Consider the following 15,469-nt stretch of genomic DNA (forward strand, 5'->3'; position numbering starts at 1 on the left):
GAGAAAGCTCCGGGGCGGGGTGACCGACGTCAGTGATTGTGGTGATCACCCCCACCCGCGCGTTCCGCGCGACCTCCCCCCTCAAGGGGGAGGTGGAGCCCGGATCGCTGCCGGCTTGCTTGCGGTGGATCGTCCGGCCGGAACTTCTGCCCGACATCCCCTTGCCTGATCAGGCGACCGTGACCGGCACTTCGGTCGAGGTGCGCATGGCGTGGCTGTAGGGGCAGACGATGTGGGCGGCGGCGACCAGCTTTTCGGCAAGGGCCTTGTCGATGCCCGGCAGGTTGGCGCTGATGGCGACCTCGATGCCGAAGCCGGTGCCGTCTTCGCGCGGGCCGATGCCGACGCGGGTGGTGATGGTGGTGTCTTCCGACAGCTTCACCTTTTCCTTGCCGGCGACGAATTTCAGCGCGCCGAGGAAGCAGGCGGAATAGCCGGCGGCAAACAGTTGCTCGGGATTGGTGCCGGTGGCGCCATCGCCGCCCATTTCCTTCGGCACCGTCAGCGTAACATCGAGAACGCCGTTGTCGGATACGGCGCGGCCGGCGCGGCCGCCGGTGGCAGAGGCTTGTGCGGTATAGAGAATAGCCATGTCATTGCTCCTTGTGGTTGGCTGTCCGATTTCTTATGTATCGTACAATTTAATTGCGCGCAATTAATTTTTGCGCATTGCATATGACGGCAGGAATTGCCACACTTGAGATCAGGGTCTTTGAAGGTCAGACCCGATGATGTCGCCGGGGCGATCGGACGTCAAGGGATGCAAGGGGATAGGAAAGGCCATGAAGGATTCGACGCTTGACAAGGAACTGACACTCGACCGGCAGCTCTGTTTTGCCGTCTACGGCGCCTCGCTGGCGCTCAACCGCGCCTACAAGCCGTTGCTGGAGCCGCTGGGACTGACATACCCGCAATATCTGGCCATGATGGCGCTCTGGGAAAAGGATGGCCAGCAGGTCAAGGAACTCGGCGAGACGCTGGGCCTTGATTCCGGCACGCTCTCGCCTCTCCTGAAGCGGTTGGAACAGGCCGGCTATGTCTCGCGCAAACGCGACAGCATCGACGAGCGGCAGGTGACGGTGTCGCTGACGCCGACGGGTGCTGCGCTGAAGGACCGGGCGATGGACGTGATGCTATCGATCGGCCGGCAGACCGGCTGCACGATGAGCGAGCTGGAAACGCTGCGCGACCGGCTGAAATCCCTTCGCGGCCATCTGGCGGCCGCGAAAGAACAGGTCTGAACGATTCCTACTGCCAGACGACGATGCGGGCCTTGGTCGGCACACGCTCGTAGAGATCGATGATATCCTGATTCATCAAGCGCACGCAGCCCGACGACACGGCCTTGCCGATCGAATTCCATTCCGGCGAACCGTGCAGGCGATAGAGCGTGTCTTCGCCGCCCTGGAAGATATAGAGCGCGCGGGCACCGAGCGGATTGTCGAGACCCGGCGGCTTGCCGCCATTGGCCGACGAATATTGCGCCAATTCCGGCTGACGGGCGATCATCTCGTCCGGCGGCGTCCATTTCGGCCATTTCTGGCGCCACTGGATGACGCCCTCGCCCTGCCAGGAAAAGCCCTGGCGGCCGATGCCGACGCCGTAACGCATGGCCGTGCCACCCGATTCGACCAGATAGAGGAAACGCGACGGCGTATCGACGACGATCGTGCCCGGCGGCTGGCCGGTCGGATCAAGGACGCGCTGGCGATAGAAGCGGGACGGGATTTTCTGATACGGAATGGCCGGGATCACATAGCCGTTGTCCATCATCTCGCCATACATGGCGTCGAGTTCGGCCGATCCGCCCGTGGCGGGGCCGAGCGGCTGTGGCGGATTGCGGTAGGTGATGGTGGGCATGGACGCCCCGGACGAGGCACAGCCGGATAGCAGGGCCGCAGCGCCAAGTCCGGACAGGGACAGAAGGGCGCGGCGGGACAGAGACGTCTTGGTGATCATGAAAGATTCGGCTTCCTGTGGAAAATGCGGCTGGCAGCGCTATGCAACGCCGCCACAGCCTGATTGTTCCTCCGGAAGAACCATAGAGGCCACGGGTTAAAAAACCAATTGCGCATGAGGCAAAGTCAGTCAAATTTCCGGCATTGTGCCGGGCACGTGCTGCCGTTCTGCAACAATTGCGGCCTCAGATCACCACGATCGATGCGTTCTTGCCGACCCGGTCGTAGAGATCGATGACATCCTGATTGAACATGCGCACGCAGCCGGACGAGGTCGCCCTGCCAACCGACTGCCAGTCCGGCGTGCCGTGCACGCGGAACAGCGTGTCCTTGCCATCCTTGAAGATATAGAGGGCGCGGGCGCCGAGCGGGTTGTTGAGGCCGGATTCCAGACCACCATTGGCGGCGGAGAAGGATTTTATCTCCGGCTGACGGGCGACCATGTCGTCGCTCGGCGTCCAGCGCGGCCATTTCTGCTTCCACTGGATGGTGCCGCGGCCGGACCAGGCAAAACCCTGCTTGCCAAGGCCGACGCCGTAACGGATCGCCTTGCCCTCGGCCTGGACCAGATAGAGGAAGTTCGCCTTGGTATCGACGACGATGGTGCCGGGCGCTTCCGGCGTCTGGTAGCTGACTTCCTGGCGCAGGAAGCGCTGGTCGACGCGACTGTAGGGAATGGCCGGGATGGTGTGGCCGTCGTCGCGGATCACGTCATACATGATGCGATGCACCGGATTGCTGACCGGCAGGCCATAGGTCTGGTGGAACTGCGTCTGGTAGAGATTGCGTTTCTGCGGCACCGACTGGGGCGTCGCCGGCTGGACGCGGGCCGGATCATAATAGACCGGCGCGATCTCGTCCTGGAATACGTCGATGTTCATGCGGCTGGTGTCGGTCACCAGGATACAGCCGGACAGGCCCGACAGGGCCGTGGCTGCCGCCAGGACGGCGCTGATCCGCCGAACGTTCTCACTTTTCACAAACATGGAATACCGCTTCGTGCCGATGGACTATGCCAGGCACTCTTTCAGGCGCGGCTGGCGCGAAGCTGTCGCCATCGTCGATCAGGCGGCTTTCTTCTCGGCAGCCAGGGCCGCCTGGGGCAATTGCACATTCTTCAGGGCCAGCGAGGCGAGGAAGCCGAGGCCGATGATGCCGGCCGCCGTCAGGAACAGCGGGTGGAAGGCCGTGGCATAGGCTGCGGCCACCAGGCCTTGGGTCTCCGGCGGCAGGGCGGCCAGCATCTTGGGCGACAGTTCCTTGATGTTGGCGACGCCCGGGATCGTGATCTGCCTTGCCGTCATGCCATGGGCGATCACCGCGCCGTAGATGGAAATGGCGATCGAGGCGCCGGCCATGCGCGTCAGCGTCACGGTGCTGGTGGCCGCACCGACATCGGCATGGGAGGCGGCGTTCTGCACGCCGATGACCGGCACCTGCTGGCCGATGCCGATACTGATGCCCTGCATCAGCATGACGAGGGCGATCAGCACGATCGGCGTGCCGGCATGGGCGAAGCTGAACAACAGCAATGCGACCATGGTGCCAGCGGAACTGACGGCGGCCAGCCACTTGTAGCGGCCGGTGCGGGCAATCAGCCGTCCGGCCGAAAGCGAGCCGGCCGCAATGCCGCCTGTCGTGGCGACGAACAGCAGGCCGGCCATGGTGGGCGACAGGCCTGTCGTGGTCTGCAGGAACAGGGCGATGTAATTGACCGAGCCGATGGCAACCGCGCCGCTGGTCATCGATATGATCAGCAGCAGGCCGACCGTCGGATTGTGGAACAGGCCGAGCGGCACGACCGGCTCGGGCACGCGACGCTCGACCAGGACGAAACCCAACAGGCAGACGAGACCGAAGGCGACGACGCCGAGACTTTCGGCCGCCACCAGCGAGCCGAACAGTTCGGCGCTATCGGCCCACAGCACGACGCTTGCGACCGCCCCGGCCAGAAGCAGGGCGCCGGCATAGTCGATCTTCGGGCGGCGGCGTGGCCGGCGATAGGGCAGAAGCCAGGCAAGGCCGGCCAGAACCAGAATGCCGATCGGCAGGTTTACCAGGAAGATCGAACGCCAGCCGAACCAGTCGCTCAAGAACCCGCCGAGAACCGGGCCGAGCGCGCCGGAGGCCATCAGCACCAGGCTCGAAAAGCTCTGGTAGCGGGCCCGCTCGCGCGGCTCGAACAGGTCGGCATTGATCGAGAAGATCGACACCATGATGCCGCCGCCGCCGAGCGCCTGCAGCACGCGCGCCGCGATCAGCCCGTTCATCGACGTGGTCAGGCCGCAGATCAGCGAACCGGCGGTGAAGATGAAGACCGCGGCCATGATGACGTATTTGCGGCCGAACAGATCGCCAAGCTTGCCGTAGACCGGCATGACGGCGCTGGAGGCCAGCAGATAGGCCGAGCCAACCCAGCCGAAGCGTTCCAACTGGCCGAATTCGGCGACGATGGTCGGCAGCGCGGTGGAGACGATCTGGTTATCAAGGGTCGCCATGAACATGGCCGTCATCAAGAGGATGAAGATGATCAGCCGCAGGCGGTTGTCGGTGACCAGCGGCGCCTCGGCCAGAGCCTGGGCAACAGCGGCCGACCTGGCGGCAGGCACTGCAGCAGAAGACATGCGATTGTCCATGCGGAATCTCAATCATGGTTCGACCGAATTGTCGCATCTATGTGCTATTGGCATATATCTGTCAATGTCATATATGTGTGAAATCACACATAGGCTTTGCAGCGCCGGCCGCCTTTGTTAAGACGGGCCACTTGCAATAAGACAGAACCGATGACTGATTCAAAGACCGAGGCGCCCGGCGCCTCCCCTTCCCCGGACAGCCGGGACGATATCGAACTGATCGGCGAGACCCTGACGCGGATGCGCGTGATGATCGGCCGTCGCATCATCGGCCGCCTGGCGATCCGCAATGTCGCGCCCGATCTCGACCTGTCACATCTCGACGTGATCGACGCTGTGCGTCAGGTCAGCCTCAACGGCGAGGCGACGGTGGGCGCCATTGCCGAGGTGATGCGGATCGATCCGTCGCGCGGCAGCCGGGTGGTGGCCGAGATGGTGGAGCGCGGCGTTCTGGCCCGCGCCGTATCGCAGGCCGACGCACGGCGCGCCGTCGTGGTGCTGACGCCGCTCGGCATTTCGGTGCTCGAAGAGATCCAGGCGGTCAAGCGCACCGTCGTCGAGACCATCGTGTCCGATTGGCCGGCCAGCGACATCGCGGAATTCGGGAGGCTTTTCGACCGGTTCGTCTGCCGCTTCCAGTCGCTGGCGCGGTTGCCGGAGAAGGATTGTGCGGGCAAGAACGCCTGACCAAGACGCCAAGAAACGACCGGTATCGCCCTTCTGGGCGATACCGGTCGTTCGTCCCCCGCGCTAAACTTGGTATTTCCGTATTCCCCCTCCGGAGGCTTCGGATTGCTCCGGTTCTGAACTCAAGAGGTTCGTCCGGCCGGCCATCGGGCTTGCCGACGGCCGGCCGCGCAAGGAGCGCGGGCACATCCATCCTGCCCTGGCGTCATGGGTCCGCCGCATCTGCGACGCCAGTGGATGTGGCCTGCCTGCCCCTTAAGGCAAATCAGACAGATCGGGCATGGGTCGGATTGATGGCCTTGTAGATCTTCGAGCCGAGCACGGCGGCAATCGGCACGGCCAGAAGACAGCCTGCCGCGAAGCCCGCCGCCAGTTGCCAGCCTTCCATCATCTTCAGGGACAGAAGCGCCGTGACCGCCGCACCGGCCAGAACGGTGGCGACGAGAATGTATAAAACCGCAGCAAGACGAAACATCGAAACCTCCAATCAGGATTGCCTAATAAACATGAGCCCGGCCGGGTTTCGCGGCATTGATCTGGCGCAAACGATCTGCAGATCCTGCTCGTCGCGCGGCCCTTGTACTTGCGTCAAAACGGCACAGTTTTTGGTGGCACGCTTCTTGCTGCGGAAGGGTGGATTAAGGATTTGTTCATGCTGACACGACGCACCGCCCTCAAACTCCTGGCCGGCTCCGCCTTCGGGCTCACGGCCGCCGGACATCAGGTCTTGGCCGCACCGCCGGCCATCACCCCGGTCGACCTGCGCGGCGCGATCGACGCTGCCGAGGAAGGGCTGATCCCCGGCGCCAGCGATAACCAGAGCAAGCGCTTCCAGCAGATCCTCGACAAGGCGGCGCGGCGCGCCATGCCGGTCTATCTGCCGCCCGGCACCTATACCGTCTCGAATATAGAGCTGCCGGACGGCACGCGGCTGGTGGGCGCGGCCGGCGCATCGCGGCTGATCTATGGCGGCGACGGCCATCTGCTGCGGGCCGAAAACGCCACGCGAATCGAAATCTCCGACATCGCCATCGACGGCGCCAATCGCTGGCTGGCCGATTATACCGAGGCACTGCTGTCGCTGCGCAGCATCGGTGATCTCTTTCTCGACAATTGCGAAATCCTCGGCAGCCGCAAGAATGCCGTGAAACTGGAACGCTGCGGCGGGCGGATCGAGCGCTGCCGCATTGCGGGCGCTGCCGATACGGCGATCTATGCCATTGAAAGTACGGGACTTTCCATTTCCGGCAACCGCATCGAGGATTGCGGCAATGGCGGCATCCTGGTGCATCGCTGGACCAAGGGGCCGGACAATTCGATGATCACCGGCAATCGCATCGCCCGCATCGGCGCCAGCGACGGCGGCACCGGCGAACACGGCAACGGCATCAACCTGTTTCGCGCCGACAATGCCATGGTGATCAACAACCATGTCTCCGACTGCGCCTTCTCGGCAATCCGCGCCAATTCCTCATCGAACGCGCAGATCTCCGGCAACCAGTGCCTGGCGTCCGGCGAAACGGCGATCTATGCGGAATTCTCCTTCGAGGGCGCCATCGTCTCCGGCAATGTGATCGACGGCGCCGCCAACGGCATCATCGTTTGCAATTTCAACGAGGGCGGACGCATGGCTGCCGTGACCGGCAATATCGTGCGCAACCTGTCGCTGACCGGGCCTTATGTGCATGACGGCGCCGGCTTCGGCTTCGGCATTGCCGTGGAAGCCGACACGGTGGTCTCGGACAATGTCATCGAGAATGCCCCGAAATGGGGCATGATGCTGGGCTGGGGTCCCTATCTGCGCAATGTGATCGCCAGCGGCAACGTGATCCGCACCGCCCCGATCGGCCTCTATGTGACGGTGGTCGAAGAGTCCGGCTCGGCGCTGATCACCGGCAACCTGTTCGACGACACGCCGAACGGCGCGATCATCGGCTACCGCTGGAACGACAAGGCGACCGGCGAGCTGCTGGACGATGCCGGCGACTACGCCCATCTGACGATCAGCGGCAACAGGGTGGTGTGAGAGCGGTCACGCCGGGATGGAGAACAACCTCGGCGCAGCCGTTTGACGTCGGTGAGACAGCGGCGTATCCTGTATTACAAATGGAGGGAAATACCGTGTCGAAACAACATGAGTTATCCAATCCGATTGCCCTGCGCCTACCGTCCGATGTGCTGGCCGAGATCGAACAGATCGCTGAGGTCTGCGAGCGCTCGCGAAGCTGGGTGATGGTGCGCGCGCTCAAATCCTATCTGGCCGGCGAAGGCCGCGAGATCCTTGACCTCGCCAGGGCCCGCGACGACGTTGAGGCCGGCCGCGCCTTCGATCTGGACGACGTCATCGAAGAGGTCGAGACGATCGTAAAAGGCACGGCCGCTTGAGGGTCCGGCTGTCGCCATAGGCCCGCGACTATGTCCTGTCGGAGGCAGCCTATCTCAAGGAGCGCAGCCCGCCCGCCGCGCAGCATTTCAGCGACGGGCTGAAAAGGCTCAAGCACAACCTGGCCCGCTTTCCGCAGATGGGGCAAACGACAGAAGAGATGCCCGTCCCGAATGTGCTTCGCTTCGTGATGGGCGCCTATCTGGTCGACTACCAGATCAACAGCACCGAAATCATCATTCTGGCTATCCGCCACGGCCAACAGCGTCCACCCGGAACACCGCTCGATGACGATCGGGATTACGAGATTGATAGTGGTGCCGACCCTGACGAATAGCCGGGAATGTCGTCACTAGCCGCCAGCCTCCGCGGCCCCCGCCTCCGCCCGGCCACGGATCAGGGCGAGGGCGTCGGCGGGCGGGCGGCGTTCGATGCGGCGGTAGGTTGAGCAATCCTGGGTGCGCGACAGCAGGCGCTGGTTGACCATTTCACGGCGCAGCAGCACATGATCGCCGAAGCGGTTCAGGCTCTTCAGCAGCGCATTGACCTGCCGCTCGGCCAGATCGACCTCGGCCGGCATCCGGCTCCACAGCTTCCACAAGCAGAGTTGCTGCTGCACGGTCCTTGCCGGCCAGCGCAGCAGCACGCCATCGCTATCGAAACAGCGGGCCGCCGCTTCGACGCGGCGGTAATCGACCGGCTCGCTTACGGACGGTTCTGCCGCCAGCCGTTCGTGGGCCGCCTGAGAGGCCCGCATATGCTGGTAATTGCGGAAGCCGGCGGCCCTGGCCAGGATATTCAGGAGTTCGACATGGCCGGGCTTGTCCGTGCGGCCGTCCAGTTCGCGTTTCAACTGGCGGGCCAGCACCGAAATATCGGGCGCCTGATAGGGTTGGGGATGTCTCGACATCGTCTTTTCCTCGATATCGTGCCGTCAGAACCTGAGATTGCCGGTGGTCACCGTCTTTTCGACACGGCACGGGAAAAGTGTCTGTCTGGTATCATCGTTATGCAGGTTTAGCTCCCCTTCAAGGGGCGGTGACGCCTGGGTGTTTCTGCAGACCCTATCCCGCTCATACGTCCACCCGCCGATCCTGTCAACATCGCCTCCCGTCAACATTGCCGCGGCGCAGCCGATCACAACAATTCATGGCCGCATCACCCCTTCGCCGCTTCCCAACGGCGATGCCGGCGGATAGTTTCCGCCCCGACCCACACTGGAGGAAGACAGACATGCTGAAGATCTACGGCGTCCACAGATCCCGCGCGACGCGCGTCTACTGGCTGGCCGGCGAACTGGGGCTCACATACGAGAAGATCCCGGTGCTGCAGGCCTATAAGCTGGCTGATCCGATGGCCGCCGATGCGCCGCTCAACACCCGTACACCGGCGTTTCTGGCCATCAACCCGATGGGCGCCATCCCGTCGATCGACGATGACGGGCTCAAGCTGCACGAATCGCTGGCGATTACCCTTTACCTTGCCAAGAAGCATGGCGGGCCGCTTGCGCCGCAGAACCTGGCCGAAGATGCGCAGATGGTGCAGTGGTCGCTGTTTGCCGCCACGGAAATCGAAAGCAATGCGCTGAAGATCTCGCAGCTCAATGCCGAGGGGCGACTCTCGACGGAGGCCGGCGCGCAGGAGGCGCAAGCCCATGCGCGGCTGTTGAAGCGGCCGTTCGGCGTGCTGGAAAAGCACTTTTCCGACCATGCCTATGCGGTGGCTGAGCGTTTTACCGTCGGCGACATCAATCTGGCCGAAGTGGTGCGCTACGCGCAGCCACTGACCTCGCTGATGGACGCCCATCCGCATGTCCGCGACTGGCTGGTCCGCTGCCAGGCCCGGCCGGCCTTCAAGGCCATGTGGCAGGCCCGCCTCGACGAGAAGGAATGACGGCTTTCCAGGGTGACGATCCCGGCGGCGGTCAGCGCAGCCGGGTGATCTTGTAGTCGCCCTTGCGGATGTGCAGATGGTAATAGGTGCCGGGCGACTCTGACGCGACCAGCGTCTCGTAGACATGGGCCGGCACATCGATGATCTCGTAAAGACCACCCTTGCGCGTCTCGATCTCCAGCCGTCCGGACTCCGCGTCGTAATCGACGGCGGCGATTTCCCGCGACGTCAGGAGAACCCTGCTCATGGAAACCTCATTGGGAAACCTCATTGGGCGGCACATCCGTCATCTGGAACACCATTTTCCGGCAATGGGGAAATTGTGCACCGCAATATGGATTTGTCAACCGAAGCGTGCGCGGCCGGGACGTTTCAGGCCGGGGTGGCCGAGCTGCAGGGCAAGTGCCGCGGCGAGGATGGCCACCAGGCAGGCCGCACCGGAAAAGGCCGGCAGGGTGCCCCAGAGTGACCCGACAAGACCGAGTTTCAGCTGGACCTGCCGCACCACCATGCCGGAGAGCTGAGAACCGCTGAGCCAAGCGGTACTGCCGGCCAGAGACTCGATGGCGGCCAGCGACACAAGCGTCGCCTGGCCGGCCGCAAGGGCGGCGAGGAGTTTCAGGCCTTGCGCGACGCGGCCGTCCGGCGGGCGGCATTCCTCCAGTGGAAAACACAGATAGGCGATCGCCCCGGCCAGGAGCAGCACCGAAGGGGGTGCTGCAGCCGCAATGACCTCGAGCGTCAGGCGGCCGGCCCAGATATCGCGAAACAGCAGGAAAAACGGCGCCGAGGCCAGAAGCCAGACGGCAAAGGCCAGCGCCCAGAGCAGATTGACCTTAAGATAGGCGATGCGGGCCACCGTGGCGGCCAGCACGACGGCGGCGACCGCCAGAAAGCCGGTCGGCTTCAGACCGCCGCCCATATGCGCCGCCATGGACCCGCAGCGGCCGACGGTGCCGCTGCAGCCGGAGATCTGCATCAGCCCCCAGGTGACGTAATCGAAATAGACGGCGAAAAACAGGAAGGTCGCGGTGCTCATCAGCATCCACCAGAGATATCGACCTGCAAACATCCGCGCCCTCATGGCCGTCGAAACCGATTGGCCGATCCTAGCGCGACTCATGGCAAATGCACGGAGAGAGCGCCGGACTGGTTGACGGCATATTAGAATTTGCGGAATCTTGAGCCGCCTGTGCCGCTTCGGCACATTTACCGATGTTTAACGGCTTGGCGCCGCCGCCTGCCACCCGACGCCATGGCAGGCCTTGCCTTGGAGCGGCCAATCGGGCGATGCTGCGGCACCGCGGAGGAGACCTTGATGCGCCCCTTTCACCTTGCCTTTGCCGTCACCGATCTCGAGGCCACCCGGCATTTCTACGGGACGGTACTCGGCTGCCCGATCGGCCGGGAGAGCCCCGGCCAATGGATCGACTTCGACCTTTACGGCCACCAGATGTCGGCCCATCTGCGCCCCGATCTGCCGCGCGACCCGTCGAGCGGATCGGCCGGCGCCCCTTCAAGCGGCACCGTCGACGGCGACACCGTGCCGATCCCGCATTTCGGCGTGATCCTGCAGATGGACGATTTCCTGGCGCTCGCCAAACGGCTGGAAGCCGACCCCGCCACCCGCTGGGGCCTGAAGCCGAAACTGCGCTTTGAAGGCCAATCCGGCGAACAACGCACCCTCTTCGTCTTCGATCCCTCCGGCAACGCGCTGGAATTCAAGGCCTTTGCCGATGATATGGGGATATTTGCTGTGTGAGGGCGGCGGGAGATGCCGAAGGCCGACTGGTTTTGGCTTAAGCGCGCTCTTTTGAGCCGACACGCAATCAGGAAGCCATCTGCGCGCGTAGGAGGGGACCGATCCAGTCGAGGAAGCACCGTACCTTCAGAGGCAGGGGATCGGCTGGAGCATGAATAATGTTCACGGGCAGCGGTTCGGGCGCGAACGCCGTCAGCAATTCCTGCAGAGCGCCGGAGCGCAAGTGGTCGGAGATCTGGTAAGACAGGACGCGGATGATGCCGATACCGGCCAATGCAGCCTGAATGGCAGCCTCGGTCGTGTTGACCGCGAGTTTGGGTCGCGGTTCGATGGTGAAGGCCGCGCCGTCTTTGCGATAGCGCCATTCCGGCGCGGTCGCGAAGCCCTGGAAGCTTATGCCGTCATGCCGGACGAGGTCTTCCGGCTGACGTGGCACTCCTTGACGGGCGAGATAGTCGGGGCTCGCGCAGATCACCCGGCGGACGGCGCCTACCCGCGTGGCAATCAGCGCGCTGTCCGCCAAGTGCCCGATCCGGAGAGCCACATCGACGTGCTCATCCGCCAGACTTAACTGCCGATCGTTCAGGGTCAGGCGCAGGTTGATATCGGGTTGTTCCTTCAGGAATTCCAGCGCAATTGGCAGCAAATAGCGCTCGCCGAATGCAATCGGTGCGGTCACGTGCAGCCCGCCACGCAGCGCGCCATAATCGCCGCTGGCCTGCCGCTCCGCCGTGTCCAGCTCCTCAAGAATACGACGTGACGCGGCGACGAAGGCGCGCCCCTCCTCCGTCAAGGCGAGGCCGCGGCGGCCGCGCAGCACCAAGCGCACCCCAAGGTGCTTTTCGAGATCTGCCACCTTGCGGCTGACCGTAGCAAGCGGCGCGTGCAATCGCCGGGCCCCGGCCGAGAGGCTGCCGGCATCGATCACCGCAAGCAGAACCGACATCGCTTCAAAACGATCCATGTGATCCTTCCAGACATTGAGAGGAAACTTCTCAAAATGGCAGGATACCCCATCAGTTTTGGATATCATAGCTTTCTTGTCGTCCAGGGGACGCAGGCTGGTTCCCCATATTGTCAATGATCCGGAGGAAGAGTCATGCCTCAACTTTCACGTCGTGCCTTTGCCAGTGCCCTTCCTCTAAGCCTCCTCGGCGGAGGACTGATCGGTGGCGCGCCCGCCCTTGCCGCGACGCAGGATACCGCCAGGACGCCGGTCAGCGTGACGCCACTAGCGCAGATCCGCCTCGGTCGCTTCACGGTCACGGCGCTGACAGACGGCTATGCCGATATGCCCTATGACTATTTTCCAGGACGCTCCGCGGCCGAGGTCGAGCAAGCGGCAATCGCGCAGTTCACTGCCCGGCCGAGTGGGGTGCGCTTCCTCTTCAACCAGTATCTCGTCGAGGATGGCGAGCGCCGGATCCTGATCGATGCCGGTGCGGCAGGCTCGATCGGGCAGACCGGACAATTGCCGCAGGCGCTTGGTGCGCTCGGCCTGCAGCAGGACCAGATCGACGCGGTCATCGTGACGCATATGCACCAGGACCACATGGGCGGCCTGATTCTCGGAGGCAAGAACAACTACCCCAAGGCGGAGCTGTACATCGATCGTCGCGACGTTACCCATTGGACCGATCCAGCCAAGCGCAGCGGCGCGCCCGATTATCTGCAGACCAGCTTCAAGATGGCCGAGGAGGTTGTTCGCCTCTATCCGAAACTCCAGGCGATCGACGGCGAGCGCGACATTATGCGGGGCGTCTCGATTGTCGACCTTACCGGCCATACGCCCGGCCATATCGGCGTGCGGGTCGAAGATGACGGCAAGAGCCTCATCATGGTTTCGGACATGATCTTTCCGGTCGTGCATCCCGGTGCAACCGATGTGTCCTTCCTGTTCGAACAGGATCCTGCAGCGGCCAAAGCAATGCGCGACCGCTTTTTTCCGCGCGCCGCCGCAGAAGGCGCGCTCATCGCCGCCACGCATATGCCCTTCCCGGGGCTTGGCCGGGTGGTCGCCGACCGCGGGCAGATACGCTGGCAAGTGGCGGACTGGGCCTTGCAGAACTGATGTCCGCTCTGGCGGTCACAAGGGGAAGACGACATGAGCTATAAATATCTTGACATCGCGACCACCGCCTCCGTGGCGGCCGCACAGGAGCATTATGGCAGCGCGGAGCAGTGGACGCGGATAGGCGCACGCGGCCCAGCGGACGATACTCAGAGCCAGCGCCTCGGTCCGTCAGAAACGGCCTTCATCCGGGCGCGCGACGGTTTCTATCTCGCCAGTGTCTCGGAGACTGGATGGCCCTATGTCCAGTACCGGGGCGGGCCTGCGGGTTTTCTGACCGCCGTCGATGCATCGATGCTGGGTTTCGCGGATTTTCGCGGCAACCGGCAATACATCACCACAGGCAATGTGCGCGCCAATGACCGCGTCTCATTGTTCCTGATGGACTATGCGCACCGGCAGCGTCTGAAGATCTTTGGTCACATGCGCATCATCGATGCCGCAGACGATCCGGTTCTGGCGAAGACGCTGACCGTGCCCGACTATCCCGCTCGCGTGGAGCGCCTCGTCCTCATCGCGGTGGAGGCGTTCGACTGGAACTGCCCGCAGCACATCACGCCGCGCTTCACGCAGGCTGAACTGGAGCGCGGACGATCGGCATAATCCCGCACAACGCCGCCTCCCTCGAGGAGACGGCAGCGCATCGCGCCGGATGAAGGGGGGAGCCACCGCGCACTTGGCCCCTCATCGCCTCGCAATCGCTCGGCACGTCTCGCCGCCGGAGCAAAACGGGAGGCCCGCAACACCGGGTCGCAAACCTCCCCTGCCCTTTAGGCGCAGCCCGGCACGTCCTCGAGGCGGTGCCAGACCGGAAGGCCGCGTTCGGTGGCGATGCGGACGTCGTTGTCGGCGCCCTTGGAGGCGCCGGGCAGGCGCAGCACGCCTTCGCACAATTGCAGCAGCCGGCCTGCGACGGGGTGGAAGATCGCCTCGTAGAGATCGTCGCCGATCATCTTTCCGCCCGCCGCATGCCAGATCGGCAGCGCCACCCATTCGCCGATCATCGGCACATGGCCGGCCTGAAACAGCGCGTGCGACGGCGCTTCGAGAACCTTCAGATTGGCCGCCATTTTCTGCGGGTCGTCGCCCGTTCCGGACCGGTAGGGGCCAGCAATCAGGATCAGCATTCTCATCTCCTTGGTGTTTTTCTCCCGCCTCATGCGGGAATTTGCACGATAATGCGTGATTCTTCTTGATTGTCGAGTCACTCTGATAGTATTCGTGGTTTATCGTCAATTTTCGTGCAGGAACAGGCATGCTGACCGAGCAGCGCAAGGCGCTTATTCTCGCGGCCCTTCAAAGCCGCGGCCAGGCGGTGGCCAAGGATCTGGCGGCCGAGCTTGGCGTGTCGGAGGACACAATCCGCCGCGACATGCGCGACATGGCGGCCGCCGGGCTGTTGAAGCGGGTGCATGGTGGCGCCCTGCCGCTCTCGCCCGACCTGCCGGATCTCAGCGCCCGCCGCAACCTTTCGTCCGACGTCAAATCGGCGTTGGGGGCGAAGGCGGCAAGCCTGATCCAGCCGGGGCAGATGGTGTTTCTCGACGGCGGCACGACGACGGCGCAAATCGCCCGCCATTTGCCTCGCGATATCGCGCTCACCGTCGCCACCCACAGCCCGACGATTGCCGCCGAGTTCGAGCATCACGCCCACATCGAGGTGATCCTGATCGGAGGGCGGCTCTACAAGCATTCGATGGTCTCGGTCGGAGCGGCGGCGATGACAGCCATCGACGCGCTGCGGCCGGACCTGTTCTTCCTCGGCGTGACGGCGGTGCATGCCGTGCACGGGCTGTCGACCGGCGATTTCGAGGAGGCGGCGATCAAGCGGCATATTTCAGAGGCCAGCGCCGAGACCTACCTGACGGTGACGACAGACAAACTCGACCGCCTGTCGCCCTGCCGGATCATGGCCCTGGACAAGCTGTCGGGCCTGATCGTGCCGGCGGATACCGACGAGGACGTGCTGGCGCCCTATCGGGCGAGAGCGGCAGGGCGCCACCATGCACCCGCTTCAACAGCCCGGCGGCCGCCATGTCGCGCATGTCGCGGCGGATTGTGTCCTCCGACACGCCAAGC

At 63.7% G+C, this 15,469-nt stretch carries 19 protein-coding genes and 2 pseudogenes; 10 read left to right on the forward strand and 11 right to left on the reverse strand.

Going from position 1 to position 15,469, the window contains the following annotated elements; translation table 11 throughout:
- Positions 1-169: 169 nt before the first annotated feature.
- Positions 170-592 carry an organic hydroperoxide resistance protein gene (locus HFC70_RS24755; protein ID WP_168475979.1) on the reverse strand — a complete coding sequence of 141 codons (423 nt, stop codon included), beginning with the start codon at positions 590-592 and terminating at the stop codon, positions 170-172.
- A 190-nt stretch (positions 593-782) separates the two neighbouring features.
- On the opposite strand from HFC70_RS24755, the gene HFC70_RS24760 reads away from it, so the two are divergent.
- A complete protein-coding gene (locus HFC70_RS24760) occupies positions 783-1,241 on the forward strand; it encodes a MarR family winged helix-turn-helix transcriptional regulator (protein WP_168475980.1) in 459 nt (152 codons plus the stop codon).
- Positions 1,242-1,248: 7 nt separating this feature from the next.
- Here HFC70_RS24760 and HFC70_RS24765 read toward each other — a convergent pair whose 3' ends face one another.
- The 3 genes from HFC70_RS24765 to HFC70_RS24775 all read right to left on the reverse strand — a co-directional run bounded on the left by HFC70_RS24765 (position 1,249) and on the right by HFC70_RS24775 (position 4,582).
- Positions 1,249-1,959 carry a L,D-transpeptidase gene (locus tag HFC70_RS24765; protein ID WP_168475981.1) on the reverse strand — a complete coding sequence of 237 codons (711 nt, stop codon included), beginning with the start codon at positions 1,957-1,959 and terminating at the stop codon, positions 1,249-1,251.
- 184 nt (positions 1,960-2,143) lie between these two features.
- Positions 2,144-2,944: a L,D-transpeptidase gene (locus HFC70_RS24770; protein WP_168475982.1), complete on the reverse strand. Its 801-nt coding sequence runs from the start codon at positions 2,942-2,944 to the stop codon at positions 2,144-2,146.
- A gap of 78 nt (positions 2,945-3,022) precedes the next feature.
- Positions 3,023-4,582, reverse strand: a complete 1,560-nt coding sequence (locus HFC70_RS24775) for an MDR family MFS transporter (protein ID WP_246735944.1) — start codon at positions 4,580-4,582, stop codon at positions 3,023-3,025.
- Between the two features lie 162 nt (positions 4,583-4,744).
- On the opposite strand from HFC70_RS24775, the gene HFC70_RS24780 reads away from it, so the two are divergent.
- Complete coding sequence (locus HFC70_RS24780) at positions 4,745-5,281, forward strand: MarR family winged helix-turn-helix transcriptional regulator (protein WP_168475984.1); 537 nt, start codon at positions 4,745-4,747, stop codon at positions 5,279-5,281.
- A 265-nt stretch (positions 5,282-5,546) separates the two neighbouring features.
- On the opposite strand, the gene HFC70_RS24785 is transcribed toward HFC70_RS24780, so the two are convergent.
- The gene (locus HFC70_RS24785) at positions 5,547-5,756 is read right to left on the reverse strand and encodes a hypothetical protein (RefSeq protein WP_168475985.1); all 210 of its coding nucleotides are present in this window, start codon (positions 5,754-5,756) and stop codon (positions 5,547-5,549) included.
- Positions 5,757-5,933: 177 nt separating this feature from the next.
- Between HFC70_RS24785 and HFC70_RS24790 the strand changes: the two genes are divergently transcribed.
- From HFC70_RS24790 to HFC70_RS24800, 3 genes are all read left to right on the forward strand, one after another.
- The gene (locus HFC70_RS24790) at positions 5,934-7,307 is read left to right on the forward strand and encodes a TIGR03808 family TAT-translocated repetitive protein (RefSeq protein ID WP_168475986.1); all 1,374 of its coding nucleotides are present in this window, start codon (positions 5,934-5,936) and stop codon (positions 7,305-7,307) included.
- 131 nt (positions 7,308-7,438) lie between these two features.
- Complete coding sequence (locus HFC70_RS24795; protein ID WP_168476002.1) at positions 7,439-7,666, forward strand: CopG family ribbon-helix-helix protein; 228 nt, start codon at positions 7,439-7,441, stop codon at positions 7,664-7,666.
- Between the two features lie 35 nt (positions 7,667-7,701).
- A complete protein-coding gene (locus HFC70_RS24800; protein WP_246735947.1) occupies positions 7,702-8,001 on the forward strand; it encodes a type II toxin-antitoxin system RelE/ParE family toxin in 300 nt (99 codons plus the stop codon).
- 15 nt (positions 8,002-8,016) lie between these two features.
- Here the strand turns inward: HFC70_RS24800 and HFC70_RS24805 are convergent, their stop codons facing one another.
- Positions 8,017-8,574 (reverse strand): DUF2087 domain-containing protein, encoded by a 558-nt coding sequence (locus tag HFC70_RS24805; protein ID WP_168475987.1) that lies wholly within the window; start codon positions 8,572-8,574, stop codon positions 8,017-8,019.
- Between the two features lie 323 nt (positions 8,575-8,897).
- On the opposite strand from HFC70_RS24805, the gene HFC70_RS24810 reads away from it, so the two are divergent.
- The gene (locus HFC70_RS24810; protein ID WP_168475988.1) at positions 8,898-9,557 is read left to right on the forward strand and encodes a glutathione S-transferase family protein; all 660 of its coding nucleotides are present in this window, start codon (positions 8,898-8,900) and stop codon (positions 9,555-9,557) included.
- Positions 9,558-9,588: 31 nt separating this feature from the next.
- On the opposite strand, the gene HFC70_RS24815 is transcribed toward HFC70_RS24810, so the two are convergent.
- Together HFC70_RS24815 and HFC70_RS24820 are read right to left on the reverse strand one after the other, a co-directional pair.
- The gene (locus HFC70_RS24815; protein ID WP_168475989.1) at positions 9,589-9,804 is read right to left on the reverse strand and encodes a KTSC domain-containing protein; all 216 of its coding nucleotides are present in this window, start codon (positions 9,802-9,804) and stop codon (positions 9,589-9,591) included.
- A gap of 96 nt (positions 9,805-9,900) precedes the next feature.
- A complete protein-coding gene (locus tag HFC70_RS24820; RefSeq protein WP_168475990.1) occupies positions 9,901-10,629 on the reverse strand; it encodes a hypothetical protein in 729 nt (242 codons plus the stop codon).
- A gap of 246 nt (positions 10,630-10,875) precedes the next feature.
- Between HFC70_RS24820 and HFC70_RS24825 the strand changes: the two genes are divergently transcribed.
- Positions 10,876-11,319 carry a VOC family protein gene (locus tag HFC70_RS24825; RefSeq protein ID WP_168475991.1) on the forward strand — a complete coding sequence of 148 codons (444 nt, stop codon included), beginning with the start codon at positions 10,876-10,878 and terminating at the stop codon, positions 11,317-11,319.
- Positions 11,320-11,386: 67 nt separating this feature from the next.
- On the opposite strand, the gene HFC70_RS24830 is transcribed toward HFC70_RS24825, so the two are convergent.
- Positions 11,387-12,283 carry a LysR family transcriptional regulator gene (locus HFC70_RS24830; protein WP_210259433.1) on the reverse strand — a complete coding sequence of 299 codons (897 nt, stop codon included), beginning with the start codon at positions 12,281-12,283 and terminating at the stop codon, positions 11,387-11,389.
- Between the two features lie 135 nt (positions 12,284-12,418).
- On the opposite strand from HFC70_RS24830, the gene HFC70_RS24835 reads away from it, so the two are divergent.
- Together HFC70_RS24835 and HFC70_RS24840 are read left to right on the forward strand one after the other, a co-directional pair.
- Complete coding sequence (locus tag HFC70_RS24835) at positions 12,419-13,390, forward strand: MBL fold metallo-hydrolase (RefSeq protein ID WP_168475993.1); 972 nt, start codon at positions 12,419-12,421, stop codon at positions 13,388-13,390.
- Positions 13,391-13,423: 33 nt separating this feature from the next.
- The gene (locus tag HFC70_RS24840) at positions 13,424-13,993 is read left to right on the forward strand and encodes a pyridoxamine 5'-phosphate oxidase family protein (RefSeq protein ID WP_168475994.1); all 570 of its coding nucleotides are present in this window, start codon (positions 13,424-13,426) and stop codon (positions 13,991-13,993) included.
- 167 nt (positions 13,994-14,160) lie between these two features.
- On the opposite strand, the gene HFC70_RS24845 is transcribed toward HFC70_RS24840, so the two are convergent.
- On the reverse strand, positions 14,161-14,517 hold the full coding sequence (locus HFC70_RS24845) for a DUF4406 domain-containing protein (RefSeq protein WP_168475995.1): 357 nt from the start codon (positions 14,515-14,517) through the stop codon (positions 14,161-14,163).
- Between the two features lie 128 nt (positions 14,518-14,645).
- Between HFC70_RS24845 and HFC70_RS24850 the strand changes: the two are divergent.
- Positions 14,646-15,371 (forward strand): annotated as a pseudogene (locus HFC70_RS24850) (DeoR/GlpR family DNA-binding transcription regulator); the annotation flags it as partial.
- Here HFC70_RS24850 and HFC70_RS27085 read toward each other — a convergent pair.
- Positions 15,367-15,469 (reverse strand): annotated as a pseudogene (locus HFC70_RS27085) (DeoR family transcriptional regulator); the annotation flags it as partial. The pseudogenes HFC70_RS24850 and HFC70_RS27085 overlap by 5 nt on opposite strands.

It is taken from the genome of Agrobacterium sp. a22-2, assembly GCF_012276985.1.
Classification (GTDB): domain Bacteria; phylum Pseudomonadota; class Alphaproteobacteria; order Rhizobiales; family Rhizobiaceae; genus Allorhizobium.